The sequence below is a fragment of the Selenomonas dianae genome, from assembly GCF_030644225.1.
GTDB classification, from domain to species: Bacteria; Bacillota; Negativicutes; order Selenomonadales; family Selenomonadaceae; genus Centipeda; species Centipeda dianae.
The window spans coordinates 845,281-859,725 of record NZ_CP128650.1; the positions used below are offsets into that span (position 1 = coordinate 845,281).

At 55.5% G+C, this 14,445-nt stretch carries 18 protein-coding genes; 13 read left to right on the forward strand and 5 right to left on the reverse strand.

Features of this window, described 5'->3' with window-relative positions:
* Positions 1–125 precede the first annotated feature (125 nt).
* Positions 126–680: a hypothetical protein gene (locus tag QU667_RS04120; protein ID WP_304988060.1), complete on the forward strand. Its 555-nt coding sequence runs from the start codon at positions 126–128 to the stop codon at positions 678–680.
* A 69-nt stretch (positions 681–749) separates the two neighbouring features.
* On the opposite strand, the gene QU667_RS04125 is transcribed toward QU667_RS04120, so the two are convergent.
* Both QU667_RS04125 and QU667_RS04130 read right to left on the reverse strand, forming a co-directional pair.
* On the reverse strand, positions 750–908 hold the full coding sequence (locus QU667_RS04125; RefSeq protein WP_304988061.1) for a type II toxin-antitoxin system RelB/DinJ family antitoxin: 159 nt from the start codon (positions 906–908) through the stop codon (positions 750–752).
* 128 nt (positions 909–1,036) lie between these two features.
* Positions 1,037–2,197: an FprA family A-type flavoprotein gene (locus tag QU667_RS04130; RefSeq protein WP_304988062.1), complete on the reverse strand. Its 1,161-nt coding sequence runs from the start codon at positions 2,195–2,197 to the stop codon at positions 1,037–1,039.
* A 249-nt stretch (positions 2,198–2,446) separates the two neighbouring features.
* Here QU667_RS04130 and QU667_RS04135 point away from each other — a divergent pair, with 249 nt between their 5' ends.
* The 12 genes from QU667_RS04135 to rpsR all read left to right on the forward strand — a co-directional run bounded on the left by QU667_RS04135 (position 2,447) and on the right by rpsR (position 12,019).
* Complete coding sequence (locus QU667_RS04135; protein ID WP_304988063.1) at positions 2,447–2,986, forward strand: 3'-5' exonuclease; 540 nt, start codon at positions 2,447–2,449, stop codon at positions 2,984–2,986.
* Between the two features lie 32 nt (positions 2,987–3,018).
* Complete coding sequence (locus QU667_RS04140; protein ID WP_304988064.1) at positions 3,019–3,294, forward strand: hypothetical protein; 276 nt, start codon at positions 3,019–3,021, stop codon at positions 3,292–3,294.
* A 71-nt stretch (positions 3,295–3,365) separates the two neighbouring features.
* The gene (gene glyQ / locus QU667_RS04145) at positions 3,366–4,247 is read left to right on the forward strand and encodes a glycine--tRNA ligase subunit alpha (protein WP_304988065.1); all 882 of its coding nucleotides are present in this window, start codon (positions 3,366–3,368) and stop codon (positions 4,245–4,247) included.
* Positions 4,244–6,295 carry a glycine--tRNA ligase subunit beta gene (glyS, locus tag QU667_RS04150; protein ID WP_304988066.1) on the forward strand — a complete coding sequence of 684 codons (2,052 nt, stop codon included), beginning with the start codon at positions 4,244–4,246 and terminating at the stop codon, positions 6,293–6,295. The genes glyQ and glyS overlap by 4 nt, the downstream gene beginning before the upstream one ends.
* A gap of 186 nt (positions 6,296–6,481) precedes the next feature.
* Positions 6,482–7,183, forward strand: a complete 702-nt coding sequence (locus QU667_RS04155; protein ID WP_304988068.1) for an energy transducer TonB — start codon at positions 6,482–6,484, stop codon at positions 7,181–7,183.
* Between the two features lie 124 nt (positions 7,184–7,307).
* Positions 7,308–7,919, forward strand: a complete 612-nt coding sequence (locus QU667_RS04160) for a phosphoribosylanthranilate isomerase (RefSeq protein ID WP_304988402.1) — start codon at positions 7,308–7,310, stop codon at positions 7,917–7,919.
* Positions 7,920–8,052: 133 nt separating this feature from the next.
* Positions 8,053–8,832, forward strand: coding sequence for an indole-3-glycerol phosphate synthase TrpC (gene trpC, locus QU667_RS04165; protein WP_304988069.1), 780 nt, complete (start codon positions 8,053–8,055; stop codon positions 8,830–8,832).
* Positions 8,833–8,837: 5 nt separating this feature from the next.
* Positions 8,838–10,025: a tryptophan synthase subunit beta gene (gene trpB, locus QU667_RS04170; protein ID WP_304988070.1), complete on the forward strand. Its 1,188-nt coding sequence runs from the start codon at positions 8,838–8,840 to the stop codon at positions 10,023–10,025.
* Positions 10,022–10,807, forward strand: a complete 786-nt coding sequence (gene trpA, locus QU667_RS04175) for a tryptophan synthase subunit alpha (protein WP_304988071.1) — start codon at positions 10,022–10,024, stop codon at positions 10,805–10,807. The genes trpB and trpA overlap by 4 nt, the downstream gene beginning before the upstream one ends.
* 160 nt (positions 10,808–10,967) lie before the next feature.
* Positions 10,968–11,261: a 30S ribosomal protein S6 gene (rpsF, locus tag QU667_RS04180; protein WP_040394679.1), complete on the forward strand. Its 294-nt coding sequence runs from the start codon at positions 10,968–10,970 to the stop codon at positions 11,259–11,261.
* Between the two features lie 36 nt (positions 11,262–11,297).
* Positions 11,298–11,741, forward strand: coding sequence for a single-stranded DNA-binding protein (locus QU667_RS04185; RefSeq protein ID WP_304988072.1), 444 nt, complete (start codon positions 11,298–11,300; stop codon positions 11,739–11,741).
* Positions 11,742–11,785: 44 nt separating this feature from the next.
* Positions 11,786–12,019 carry a 30S ribosomal protein S18 gene (rpsR, locus tag QU667_RS04190; RefSeq protein ID WP_006306231.1) on the forward strand — a complete coding sequence of 78 codons (234 nt, stop codon included), beginning with the start codon at positions 11,786–11,788 and terminating at the stop codon, positions 12,017–12,019.
* A gap of 80 nt (positions 12,020–12,099) precedes the next feature.
* On the opposite strand, the gene QU667_RS04195 is transcribed toward rpsR, so the two are convergent.
* Genes QU667_RS04195 through QU667_RS04205 form a run of 3 tightly spaced genes read right to left on the reverse strand, consistent with a single transcriptional unit; the run spans position 12,100 to position 14,421 of the window.
* The gene (locus tag QU667_RS04195) at positions 12,100–13,338 is read right to left on the reverse strand and encodes a metallophosphoesterase family protein (RefSeq protein ID WP_304988073.1); all 1,239 of its coding nucleotides are present in this window, start codon (positions 13,336–13,338) and stop codon (positions 12,100–12,102) included.
* A complete protein-coding gene (locus QU667_RS04200) occupies positions 13,335–14,060 on the reverse strand; it encodes a TVP38/TMEM64 family protein (protein WP_304988074.1) in 726 nt (241 codons plus the stop codon). Before QU667_RS04200 ends, QU667_RS04195 begins: the two co-directional genes overlap by 4 nt.
* A gap of 13 nt (positions 14,061–14,073) precedes the next feature.
* A complete protein-coding gene (locus QU667_RS04205) occupies positions 14,074–14,421 on the reverse strand; it encodes a hypothetical protein (protein ID WP_304988075.1) in 348 nt (115 codons plus the stop codon).
* Positions 14,422–14,445 lie beyond the last annotated feature (24 nt).

Consider the following 14,445-nt stretch of genomic DNA (forward strand, 5'->3'; position numbering starts at 1 on the left):
TCGACGAATAGAATTAAAGAAGGGATTAAATAGCGTGCTTTTGGGACTATGCAGAGCGGCAGAGGTATGATATACTTGTCAAAAATGTTAGTATTGTGTGAAAATAGCTAAAGGAGATGTGAAGGATGATTAGGCGTATTGGTGTTTTGTGCCTGTTGCTTTGGATGTCCCTATTTTCTAATGCGTTTTGCTATGAACAAACTCCAAATTTCCCGCAATACAAAGAATACTATAGAGGGGGAATTTTAACGAAAGCGGCTATAGATCACATATTTTTGATAACAGATACAGGAAAGACGTTTGTGTTTGAATCTCTTTCAATCGCTATTAACTTTTTATATGATGAAAATGATTCTGTAGTTGCTTCTTGTATCGAAATCATGCAACCCAATAATGCGAATCAACATAACAAAGAATATATAACACGAAATCTTTCTAGTGCACAAATAATAACAGATGTACAAACACTAAATTATACATTCTCTCATAAACAGGAGCGTGGCTTAGAATATGTAACAGATTATTTTTTCACCACACCTTCAGACGCGCCTAAACTCTACAATGTTTTTAACACTCCTACACAAAATGTTGTACTTCGTTTGATAGATATAACAAAAAAGCCTCACGACTACTTTCTAAACGCTTCTTTCGTCGAAATGATACAACAAGCAACCCGTTAAAGCTACACAATAATTATAAAAGCCCTACACAATGCAGATCGTTGCAGCGTGTAGGGCTTTTTGTTGTCTTTATTTTGTGTCTTTCTGCTGCTCTCTCAACCATTTCTTTAATAACATCATCGTTAGAGCTGATAAAGTTAAACCTGCTTCATCTGCTGCCTTTTCAATCTCATTCTTGAATTCTTTATCAATACGAATGTTTAACCGCTTGTCTTTTGTGTCCTTCATTATATGACCTTCTAAAATGTGCTACTATTGGTAAAAGTATAGCATTGATGGTACTTTACAGAGAAATAAGTACTGCTGCAAAAAAATCCCGAAGGACTTGTGAATCCTTCGGGATTTTCTATGCTGTCCTACAGTGCCAAAATCTGGTCGCGCAGTCCTGCGAGCTGCTCGGCGGAGGGGACGTAGAGCATACGCACCTTGTCCATGACGATCTCACAGCCGCCTGCCTTGAGCTCGTCCTCGATCTGTTGGATGCTCTGTCCGCCCCAGCCGTAAGAGCCGAACGCAAACGCCTTGCGTCCCTTCGGCGCAAGTCCCTTCATATAGCAGAGGAAGCCGGCAATGGTGGGGAGCATCTGATTGTTGAGCGTCGGGGAGCCGACGGCGAGATAGCGGCTCGTGAGCACGTCTGTCATGATGTCGGCGTGCGTGTTCTTCTGGATGTCATAGTAGCCGACGGAGAAGCCCTTGTCGATGAATGCTTCGGCGATGGTGTGCGCCATTTTCTCCGTGGAGTGCCACATACTGTCAAAGACAATGACCGCGCGATCCTCCGTTTCGCCGAGCGACCACTTGTTGTAGAGGTCGATAATCTCGGGGATGTGCGAACGCCAGATGATGCCGTGCCCCGTGGCAATCATCTCGATATCGAGCTTGTGGACTTCCTTGAGCGCGGTCTGTGCCTGCTTCGCATACAGGAAGAGGATGTTCGCGTAGTATTTCTTTGCTTCCTGGATGACGACAGAGAGGTCATTGTCATCGTCATAGCGGTTGCCGGAGGCGAGATGTTGACCGAACGCATCATTCGAGAAAAGGATCTTTTCCTCGGGGCAGTACGTCACCATGCTGTCCGGCCAATGAAGCATTGGTGTTGGGACGAATGCGAGTGTGCGTTTGCCGATGGAGAGGGTATCGCCCGCCTTGACCGTGTCATAGGGCAGTTCCCCGTAGTAGGCACGCAGACCCTTGAGCCCGTTCGGCGCACTCGTGATGATCTTCGCATTTGGTGCGAGGGAGGAGATGAGCGGGACGCCGAACGAGTGATCCGGTTCGACATGGTTCGAGATGATGTAGTCGATTTTCGACGGATCAATGACGGAGGAGATCCGTGAAAGCATTTCCTCCTCGAAGCCGTGTTTCACCGTATCGATGAGCGTGATCTTGTCATCGATGATGAGATAGGCGTTGTAGGTGGAACCGCGCTGCGTATCATAGCCGTGAAAGCTGCGCATCGACCAGTCAATTGCTCCGACCCAGTAGATGCCGTCCCGAATTTTGATAGCGTTCATGAATTGCTCCTTTCGGCGATAGGATCATTTATACGACTTATAGTTTCTTTCTATAAATGGGAACTATATTTATAGAAGTATTCTAGCTTAATTCCAAATCTTTTGCAACAGGAAATTGCGCGTATCTTTTCCGTACAGAATCGGCAGAATATAGGCGATTTCTTGACAGATGATATGCCATGCGATATAATATTTATAACGAAAGCCATATCAATTTAGGAGAAAATGACTAGAAAAGGAAGGACTTTCATGCTAGGAAAAATTCTGGTCTTTGATACTGAGACGACTGGTTTTCGCAGTGATGATGAGGTGCTGACACTTGCCGTTGTAGACGGCACAGGCAAGACGCTCGTGGACGGGATGTATGCACCCGTACGCAAGAGTGCATGGCCGGAGGCGGAGAAGATCAATCGGATCTCGCCGGCGATGGTCGCGGACTGTGCACCGATTCGCGCCCATCAGGCGGAGCTTGAGCGGCTGTTCAATGCAGCTGATACATTGCTTGTCGGCTACAACATCGCGTTTGATATTCGTCTTTTGGCGCAGTCCGGCATACGCATTACGAATCCGAACCGCCACGATGTCATGCAGGCGTTCTCAGAGTTTCGCAAGGTGCCCGATGCACGGCGCGGCGGCTACCGTTGGTGGAAGCTGACGGAGTGTGCGGACTACTATCGCTATGACTGGGGGACGACCGAGGCACACGGAGCACTTGCAGATACGCTTGCGACGCTCTACTGCTACCAAAAGATGAACGAACCGGTCTATGAGGAGCAGAGTCTCTTCTGAAGCCGGATGCGGCAGAGAGAGGAGGGGGCATTATGCCAAAGAAATCACATGGGAATACGCCTCCGAGCGAACCCATACGGGTGCGCAGACGGCAGGAGCTGGAACGCCGGCTTGACCGCGTACGGCGGCGCCGCGCTTCCTACCAGCGCAAGATCATCGGTACTGCGGTTGCCGTCTTTATTATCCTCATTATTCTCTGTTCTCTCCTGCCGGGGGATGATCCTACGGCGTACGGTGACAAGTGGGAAAAGCAGGTGAATGACCGTCAGATAAAGATCTTGCAGAGTTTGCAGGATAATTTTAAGTAGGTGCTTGCCATTTTCCAAAAACCGCGTATTCTATAGAGTGACGCGGTTTTTTTGATGAAGGAGTTGTTTGCATGAAATTCCAGGAGGTCATCCTCGCATTGCAGGAGTTCTGGTCGGGGCAGGGATGTATTCTCGCACAACCGTATGACGTGGAGAAGGGCGCGGGCACGATGAGCCCGTGGACGTTCCTGCGCGTGCTTGGACCCGAGCCGTGGAACGTTGCCTATGTGGAGCCGTCGCGCCGCCCTGCGGACGGGCGCTATGGGGATAATCCGAACCGTCTCTATCAGCACCACCAGTTCCAAGTTATCATGAAGCCCTCGCCGGACAATATTCAGGAGCTCTACCTTGAGAGCCTTGCGCGTCTCGGGATTCGTGCCGCCGAGCATGACATCCGCTTTGTCGAGGACAACTGGGAGTCGCCGACGCTCGGCGCGTGGGGACTCGGCTGGGAGGTCTGGCTCGACGGCATGGAGATCACGCAGTTCACGTATTTCCAACAGGTCGGCAGTCAGGATGTAAAGCCGGTCTCCGTCGAGATCACCTACGGCCTTGAGCGCCTTGCCATGTATATTCAAGGCGTGGAGAACGTCTATGACATCGCGTGGACGGATGATGTGACGTATGGAGATGTGTTCCATCAGAATGAGTTCGAGCAGTCGACGTATGCCTTTGATCTCTCGGATGAGGCGCTGCTCTTTGATCTTTTCGATAAATACGAGGCGGAGGCGGTGCGCGTCATCGGCGCGGGTCATGTGCATCCTGCGCATGACTATGTGCTGAAATGTTCGCATACGTTCAACCTGCTCGATGCACGCGGCGCGATCAGCGTTTCACAGCGCACGGCGTTCATCGGGCGCGTTCGCAAGCTCGCACGTCTCTGTGCGGAGGCGTATCTCGAACAGCGCAAGGCGCTCGGCTATCCGATGCTGAAGAAGGAGGGAAAGGCATGAGTAAGGATCTGCTGCTTGAAATCGGGACGGAGGAAGTACCCGCACACGTTATGCCGCACCTCCTTGACGATTTGAAACGTCTGGCATCGAATATGTTGGCGGAGCGTCGTTTCGCCTATGAGAACCTGCGCACGATTGGTACGCCGCGCCGCACGGCGCTCCTTGTGACGGGGCTTGCGGAGCGGCAGGAGGATGTCCGTACGGAGACGCGCGGTCCCTCGGTCGCCATTGCCTTTGACGCGGAGGGGAATCCGACAAAGGCGGGGGCAGGCTTTGCACGCGGACAGGGCATCGAGCCATCCGCGCTCATTCAACGGGACGGCTATGTCTACGCCTCCGTTCATGAGAAGGGGGCGGAGACGGCGCAGCTGCTCACGGAACTCTTGCCCGAGCTCATCCGCGCAATTCCGCTGCCGAACAGTATGCGTTGGGGGGATCTGGACTTCCGTTTCATTCGCCCGATCCGCTGGATTGTCGCGCTCTACGGGACGGAGGTTGTACCCTTTACGCTTGCAAATGTCACGAGCGGGAATACATCACGCGGACACCGTACACTTGCCCCTCAGGATTTTGTCATCGCGTCGCCCGCAGACTATGAGGCGGCGTGTGAAAAGGCGTACATCATCGTTGACCAAGAGCGTCGGCGTGCGATGATAACGGAGCAGATCGCCGCCGTTGCGAAGGAATGCAGCGGGACGGCGGAGATCACACCGGATCTCCTTGAGGAAGTCCTTTATCTTGTCGAGTACCCGACCGCACTCAGCGGATCGTTCGAGGAGAAATATCTTGCACTGCCCGCCGAGGCGGTCATCACGCCCATGCGCGACCATCAGCGCTATTTCCCTGTGAAGGCAGAGGACGGCAGTCTCCTGCCGGTATTCATCACCGTGCGCAACGGCGGGAAAGAGTATCTCGATGTGGTTGCGCACGGCAACGAGCGCGTTCTGCGTGCACGCCTTGCCGATGCGCAGTTCTTCTTTGATGAGGATCGCAAGAAGTCGCTTGCCGAGCACCGCGAAAAGCTCAAAACCGTTGTTTTTCAGCAGGGGCTTGGTTCGATGTACGAAAAGACGGAGCGTTTGATGGGGCTTGTCACAGCAATTGTCGAGGATCTTGCGGACGATGATGCGGCATACGAGATGATGGCAGTGGACGCACAACGTGCGGCAGAACTGTCGAAGGCAGATCTCGTGACGGGCATGGTGACAGAGTTCACGGAACTGCAGGGCATCATGGGACGCGAGTATGCGTTGTTGGACGGTGAAAAGCTCGCTGTCGCGTGCGCGATTGACGAGCAGTATATGCCGCGCTTCGCGGGTGACGAACTGCCGAAGAGCGATCTCGGCTTCGCACTCAGCGTTGCGGACAAGATCGACAACATCGTCGGCACATTTAGTCGCGGCAAGATTCCGACCGGATCGCAGGATCCGTTTGCTCTGCGCCGTCAGGCACTCGGGCTCGTACTCATGCTGATTGAGCGGAAGAGTGGGCTGCTCCTCGGCGATCTCGTCGAGGAGGCGTGTGACCTATATGAATTGAATGATGTGGCTCGGGACAAGATGCAGACAGATGTTGCAGACTTTATTCGTCTGCGCCTCAAGAACGTCCTCACGGAGCGCGGTGTGCGCTACGATGTGCAGGAAGCTGTGCTTACGGACGTGGACTGCGTTGCGGACGTGCCCGTGCGCGCCGCCTATGTGGAGCGTCTGCTTGCATCGGACAGAGCGGAGGCACTCGTGCAGGCTTTCGTTCGCGTCGGCAATATTGCACGCGCGGCAGAGATCGGGACAGTGGATGCAGCGCTCTTTACAGCGCAGGAGGAGGGAGCACTGCTCGCCGCATACGAGAACGTTGTTGCGGTACGTGCCGAGGCTGAGGATCCACTTGCGGCGGAGCATACTCTTGCGAAGGCCATCGACGCGTTCTTTGATGCGGTTATGGTTATGGACAAGGATGAGCGCATCAAGAAAAATCGTCTGACGCTGCTCAAGGCGGTGGACAACTATCTGCTGTGGACGGCAGATTACAGTAAGATCGTATTGAACTAACTGGAATTTCCTAAGAAGGATCGTAATGGTGGAACTGTTTCATGATTTCGATGTTGAACATCGTGCTGCAGTCCACCATTTTTACATTTCCCTCTAGGCAACGCCATTACTTTATGCTATTATATGAAAGTTAAAAATGATAGTTGTTTTCATAATGCGAAGACGACCGTTTCAGGGGGTGAAAATTTGGATGTTACAATGAGGGAAAAGTACCTGTCGTGGGGGGCGTCGTTCGGGATTCATTTTTGTATTCTCGCAGTGGCTGCGGCGATGGGTTTGTTCTCAATGACGACGGAGACGGAGAAGCGTCCGATCGACGTTGAGATCTACGATGCGTCTGCGCCGGAGAGCGCGCCCGAGCCGGCTGCGGCTGAAGCGGCACCGCCGATGCCGAGCATCGACGATATTCCGTTCGAGCCGCCGAAGGAAGAGCGGCAGCAAGAACCGCAGGAACAGCAGGAACAGCCGAAGGAAACGCCGCAGACTGCCGCAACTCATCCGAGTACAGCACCGAGCACCGCCGAGGGGAGGAGCGAGAAGCCGAGTGCTGCGCCTTCGGAGAATGTGGGGAGCGGATCCGGCGAGAGTACGGGACGCGATGCTGCAGCGGCGCAGCGCCCGAGTGTCCCGCCACGGCTGCTCTCGGGCTCTGAACCCGCCTATCCCAAGGAGCTTGAGCGCAAGGGCATCACGGGTACGGTCGGGCTTGCCATTGTGGTCGGGGCAAATGGCGGCGTGCAGAGCGTCGATGTTACAAGCTCCTCGGGGCACGAGGAACTCGATCAGGCGGCGATTACGGCGGCGTATACCTACAGCTTTGAGCCGGCGCGCAACATCTACGATGAGCCGGTCGCATGCCGTGTGAACCGTTCGTTCTCGTTCTCGTGAGAGGGGTTGCAGGGGATCGCTGTCAGTACTAAGGAATCTGTATTCGGACGGGTACAGATTCCTTTTTTATTTGACAAAATACAAGTCTCCATCTAACATGAAACGATATGAACGGAGGGATCGGATGCGTGTGAAGATGTGCGGGATGAGGGCGGTTGCGGCAGCGCGTGTGGTGGAAGAAGCGGGTGCGGACTATATTGGCTTTATCTTTGCAGAAAACAGTCGGCGCTATGTCGCTCCCGAAACAGCGCGGGAGATTGCGCGCGCACTGCGTCACGTAAAGACGGTCGGTGTCTTTGTGGATGCATTGATGTCGGACGTGAATGCGATTGCAGAGCTCGTGGGTCTGGACTATGTGCAGCTGCATGGGCATGAGACGGCGGCGATGGCACGGCAGTCGGAGCGTCCTGTGATCAAGGCGTACCGCTATGGCGATGATTTCTCGGTGGAGGAGGCGAATGCCTATCCCGCCGAGATGATCCTTGTGGACAGCTACGTTGCGGGTGCGGCGGGCGGCACGGGGACGGTGTTCCACTGGCAGGAGGCGGCGCGGGAGATTGCGCGTGTGACGAAACCGGTGCTGATTGCGGGCGGCATTACGACGGAAAATGTCGGCGAAGCCGCCGCAATTTTCCAGCCGTTTGGCGTGGACGTATCGGGGGGGCTTGAGGAGGACGGCGTGAAGTCTGCGGCGAAAATCAGAGCCTTTATGGAAGTGGCACGAAAGTTCCGTTAGGGTTCGCTTAGGAGCTGCACAAGTCATATGTTCTCCTTCGTCCGTTATATTTGACAAATGCGCTGTCCTCCACTAGAATGAGGAAATACGCCGAAAGGCACAGGCCTTATAGAGATGCCGAAGGAGGTGCAGTGTGCGCGATATATTAGCCGAAATTGTCGAAAAGAAGCGCAGAATCGTAGCGGACGCAAAGAAACGTCGCCCGCTCGACGAACTGAAAGAAAATCTCCCATGCGGTACGTTCCGCATGGCGGAGCACTTCCGATGGCGTGGCTGGGGACTGATCGCAGAGTGCAAACTGCAGTCGCCCGCAAAGGGGCGGTTGACAACAAGTCACAGTGTCACAGAGCTGGCCGAAATTTACGTGTCGACGGGTGCAGCGGTGCTCTCCGTGCATACCGATCCGCATTTCCTCGGAAGCAATGAGGACTTCGCGGCGGTGCGTGCGCGTGTGGATACGCCTCTCTTGCGTAAGGACTTTATCATCGACCCGTATCAGGTCTACGAGGCACGTGCACTCGGCGCGGATGCCGTTCTTCTCATCGTGCGTATTCTCTCGCCCGCGCAGCTGAAAGAACTGCTCTACCTCACATGGAGTCTTGGCATGGATGCTCTCGTGGAGGTGCATGACCGCGCCGATCTTGCGATTGCACAGGAAACCCCTGCGGAGTTCATCGGCATCAACAACCGCAACCTCGTGACGTTCGAGACGAGCGTTCAGACGACGCTTGACCTCCTGCCATATGCGGACATGGATCGCACGCTCATCAGCGAGAGCGGCATATTCACGCGTACGGATGCCCTGCGCGTCTATGAGGCGGGCTGCAAGGGGGTGCTCGTGGGCGAGGGGCTTGTGCGGGCGGCAGATGTGGGCGCATTTGCAGGAGAATTGGCGCATATAAAGGAGCAATGATATATATGGGTAAGAAGGGAAGATTTGGCGACTACGGCGGGCAGTACGTGCCCGAAATCGCGATGCCTGCGTTGAATGAGCTGGAAGAAGCATATCTGAAATACCGCGCGGATGAGGACTTCCTCACGGAGTTTCGCAGCTATCTCCGTGACTATGCGGGCCGCCCGACGAACCTCTACTTTGCCGAGCGTCTGACAAGGCACTACGGCAAGGCGAACATCTATCTGAAACGCGAGGATCTCCTCCACACGGGCGCACACAAGATCAACAATGCGCTCGGACAGGCGCTCCTCGCGCAGCGCATGGGCAAGAAGCGCATTGTCGCGGAGACGGGCGCGGGGCAGCACGGCGTTGCGACGGCGACGGTCGCAGCGCTCTTCGGCATGGAGTGCCACATCTTTATGGGGGCGGTGGACGTGGAGCGTCAGCGGCTCAATGTGTTCCGTATGCGTCTGCTGGGAGCGACGGTCATCCCCGTGTCGAGCGGCACGGGTACGCTCAAGGATGCGACGAGCGAGGCGATCCGCTACTGGGCGACGAACATCACGGATACCTACTACGTCATCGGTTCGGTGGTCGGTCCACACCCCTATCCCGAGATGGTGCGTGACTTCCAGAAGGTCATCGGCGAGGAGATTCGTGCACAGGCAAAGGAGCGGTTCGGTGCAAAGCCCGACTACCTCGTCGCGTGCATCGGTGGCGGCAGCAACGCGATGGGAACGTTCTATGATTTTCGTAACGACGCGGATGTCAGGAAGTTCTGCGTCGAGGGCGGCGGACGCGGTGACGCGGACGGGGACAATGCAAAGACCCTCAGCGGCGCAGGTACGCCCGGCATTCTCCACGGTGCATACAGCTACCTCCTGCAGGATGCGGACGGGCAGGTCGTTGAGGCGTACAGCATCTCGGCGGGACTGGACTACCCCGGCGTCGGTCCGGAGCATTCCTATTTCAAGGATCAGGGCATTGTCACCTACGTTTCCGTGACGGATCAAGAGGCTCTTGCGGCATTTCAGAGACTTTCGCGCATCGAGGGCATCATCCCCGCGCTTGAGAGTTCGCACGCGCTTGCGTATCTCGAAAAACTCATGCCCGAGACGAAGGCGGGTGAGAATGTTGTCGTCTGTCTCTCGGGACGCGGCGACAAGGACGTGCAGATGGTTGCAAAGGAACTGGGGGAGGAGATCGCATGAGCAAGCGGCTGGATGAAAAACTCGCGAAGCTCCGCGCAGACGGCCGCACAGGGCTGTACATCTATGTGACGGCGGGATGCCCGAGTGCAGAGGCGACCGTGGACATCGTGCGCCGTGCCGAGGCGGCGGGAGCGGATGTGATCGAGCTTGGACTTCCCTTCTCCGACCCGATGGCGGATGGCCCTGTCATTCAGGAGGCGAGCGTCATCGCCCTCCGGAACGGCATGACGATGGCAAAGGCACTTGAACTCGTCAAGGAGATTCGCAGGTACTCCGAGATTCCGCTCATCGGGATGGGCTACATCAACATGGTGCTCCACTACGGCTTCGAGAAGTTCGTTGCGGACTTCAAGGCGGCGGGCATGGATGGCGTGATCTTTCCCGACGTACCGCACGAGGAGTCGGCGGATCTGCGGCGGATCTGCGCCGCGCATGACTTTACCCTGACGGAGTTCATCACGCCGGGCACGACCGAGGAGCGTATGGCTGAGACGTGCAAGGACGCGCGCGGCTTCATTTACTGCATTTCGAACTACGGTGTCACGGGTGTCAAGGAGATCGACTACTCTATCATTGGCTCTGTCTGCAAGGCGGCACGCCGCTATACGGACGTACCGCTTGCCATCGGCTTCGGCATCGGAACGCCTGCGGCGGCGGCACACGCGGGAAAGCAGGCGGACGGTGTCATCGTCGGCAGTGCTGTGGTGAAACAGATCATCAACGGCGACATCGACGGCGGCATTCAGCTCATCGCTGATATGCGCAGGGCGCTCGATGCGTAAATTCATTCGTTCGAATCCCACGAAACCCCTTGCACGCATCCTTCAAACGTGATATACTATGCCCTGTCGCGTGAGCGTGTGCGTCTTTCGTGCGCGTTCGCATCAAATTAACTCTGCCGCTCTTAGGGGGGCGGTCACAGACCGAAGAGGAGGTGATTTCGTGAGATTGTACGAAGTCATATTTATTGTGAAGCCGATGGAGGAAGAAGCGACAAACGCCGTCATCGAGAAGTTCACAAAGCTCATTCAGGCAAACGGCGGTAAGATCGAGAAAGAGGATCGCTGGGGCAAGAAGCGCCTCGCCTATGAGATCAAGGACAACAGTGAAGGATACTACGTTCTGCTGTACGTCAATGCAGAGCCCGCCTGCGTCGCCGAGTGCGACCGCGTGATGAAGATCACGGACGAGCTTTTGAAGCACATGATCGTCCGTGCGGACGGTGTCGAGGAGTAATCGACGGACGGGAATCCATCCAGGAGAGAGAAACCGATGAACAGAGTCATATTGATCGGTCGCCTTACGCGCGATCCGGAGATTCGCTACACACAGAGCGGAAAGGCGTTCTGCCGCTTCACGATTGCGGTGGATCGGCGGTTCTCGCGGGCTGCGCAGCAGGAAGGCCAGCAGACGGCGGACTTCATTCCCGTTACCTGTTGGGAAAAGCTTGCCGAGATCTGCGGAAACAATCTGACGAAGGGGCGCCGCATTGGTGTCGAGGGGCGCATTCAGGTGCGCAGTTATGACGGCAGCGACGGACAGCGCAAGTACGCGACGGATGTTGTGGCGGACAATGTGGAGTTTCTTGATTCCAAGAATGCCGGCAGCTCCTCGGGCGGCTATGACGCGCCGACGGGGCGCAGTGCAGCACCCGCAGCGGGCGGCGCACCGGATATGATGGGTCCCGTGATTCCTGACGACGACATTCCATTCTGAGCGGGTGACGCTCAGTACATCCCGTAATAAGGAGGGACAGCGAAATGATGAAACGAGATCGAGGCCGCAAGCCTCGTCGTAAGGTCTGCTCGTTCTGCGTGGACAAGGTGGATCACATCGACTACAAGGACGCAGCAAAGCTGCGCCGCTTCACGACGGAGCGCGGCAAGATCCTGCCGCGCCGCATTTCCGGCAACTGCGCGAAGCATCAGCGTCAGGTGACGCTTGCGATCAAGCGCGCGCGTAATATTGCGCTTCTTCCGTTCACAGCGGAGTAAATCGGTGTCGTACCGACAAGGTACAGCAATACCAAAAGAGGCGATTGGACGAAACCTTCTGTTTCGTTCAATCGCCTCTTTTATTTGTGCATTGTAATCTCGTCCAACAGCCGTCCGTCTGTCATTTCACATTGTATGTGAAGTCTATGCTCATCTGCTTCCATGTAGAGATAATTCGATGGTGTCGGATTTGGTCCTGCGGCAATATCATAGCTTTCTGCGCGAACGTCAAAGTACTGATTTCCCGCAGGTCCCGCGAGGAGATAGAGCGTGCCGCGTGCATCTGTCTGCCGCGCACGGATGCAGCGGCGACGGTAGGCGTGGACGTGACCCGAGATAACGAGGTCGATGCCGAGTGTGTCGAATGTGTCCAAGAACATCTGCCCCACGTCGCTGATGCCATCATTTGTTTGCTGGTCGGGCTGATACTCGCCGTATGAGAGAATGTCCTTGTGCATAAGGACGACCTTCCACACGGCGGTGCTTTCCTTTGCGTCGCGGTTCAGCCAATCCATCTGCTCCGTCTTTAACTTTTCGCCGTATTCCTCAGCTTCGAGGAATTGCGTATCAAGGACGATGATATGCACTGCATCAAGATCAAAGGAGTAGTAGCGTCCGCGAAATGCGCGGCTGCCGTTGTCGGGGAGTGCAAAGGTTTTCAGATAGCGCACGGGCGGAACGGCAGTCCAGTTCAGTCCGTAGTATTCGTGGTTGCCGAGGACGGGGGCGTGCATATGACGCGCGAGCGGGGAATTTGCACCCTCCATCGCCTCGAAGAATGCACGCCAGTGCCATGCGGACTCTCCGTTGTCCGTGAGATCACCGACAATGGCGGCACAGTCGGCATCCGGATGACGCGCCCACGCCGTCTGATAGGTCGCGCCCCATACGTCGTAACTCTCGCCGCATTGACTGTCCGAAAAGAACAGGACACGCGTCTGTCCGTTTTCATGGATGGGCAGGAGGGGAATCCACTCCGTTGCGCCCGTTGCGTGCACGACACGATAGGCACTGCCTGTGGCGGCAGGAATCTCACAGCGATAGATGAACTGTACCTCGTCATCCATGGAGAGGTAGGTATAGGCGGGAGTCCGGCGATCTATACGTCCTTGGCTGTCACGCTGCTCGATGCGTACATTTTCGAGCTGCTGCGGGCTGTCCCACTGGATCATGCGCGTTTTTGCGGGCTGTGCCGTGACGATCTGGCGCAGATGACGTATATCCTTTGCGCCGGCAGCAGCGTGCGGCACAAAGAGCCCGCCGAGCCCCATCGTCAGAATGCTGCTTATGGCGGTCTGCAAAAACGAGCGGCGCGTCATTCTTTTTTCTCCATGTTCTGCGTAACAGCTTCGGTGCGCATCAGATTTTTCTCATATCGGATGGCAGTGTAGATGAGGATGCCGGCGACGATGACGACGGCGATGAGGCGTGTATTGTCCTCCTGCTGCATGATGATGTCATGTCCGATGATCGCCTCGATGCCCGTCGAGGGGAATTTGCCGACGAGCGAGGCGAGCACATAGTCGCGGAAGCGGATGGAGGAGAGTGCGCCAACGGCATTCATAATGGCAGAGGGGAGGTAGGGGACCATGCGTCCGATCAGCATGATGATAAATCCCTTGCTGCCGCTGTACTGGTCGACCTTCGCGAGGAAGGGGCTTTTGGCAATCGCTTTCTCTGCGGCATCGCGGAAGTAGAAGCGCATAAGGACGAATGCGACCGTTACGCCGACGGTCTCTGCGACGCAGGAGAGGACGATGCCGGGCACGATGCCGAAAAGGATGACGTTTGCCGTCGAGAAGATGACGGCGGGCGGGAAGCCAAGCGCATTTGTGAAAAGGGTGAGAAGGAAAGCAAAGACGATCGCCCACTCGCCGAACGAGCGGATGTACTCGACCGTGTTCGGAATGTCGCCGCTCGCGAGCAGCGTAAAGAGCTCGGGCAGGAATTCCGGCGCGAGTACGTGTATGATAACAAAGAGCAGGACGATCGCAAGCGCTGCACCGATTTTCAAGATACCCATGCCCATTTGCTGCTTCATGACAATGAACCTCCTAGGTGGTGAGAACCAGCGTGAGCGCACCGAGAATCAGTGCAATGCTGAAGCCCTGCATTGCGTTTGCGATGCTTTTGCCATAGCGACGGGAATAGCGCTCGACAATCTTTCGAACTTCAAAAATTAAAAAGGATAGACAAAAGAAAACGAGGGAGAGATCCCCCTCTATCCAGCCGAAGGCGAAGATCAGTGCGGCGAGCACAATGCCGGTCTGCTCTCCGCGTGAAAAGATGCGTTTTGGCGGGGCTGCATGTTCACGCTCGTCAATCTGCGCACGCGTGAGAGGAATGCCCATCTCGTCGACTTTTTCCCCATTGCGGTCAAACCAGCGGTAGTGGAATCCCAAGGTTATCACCTCCGTGGATGCGTG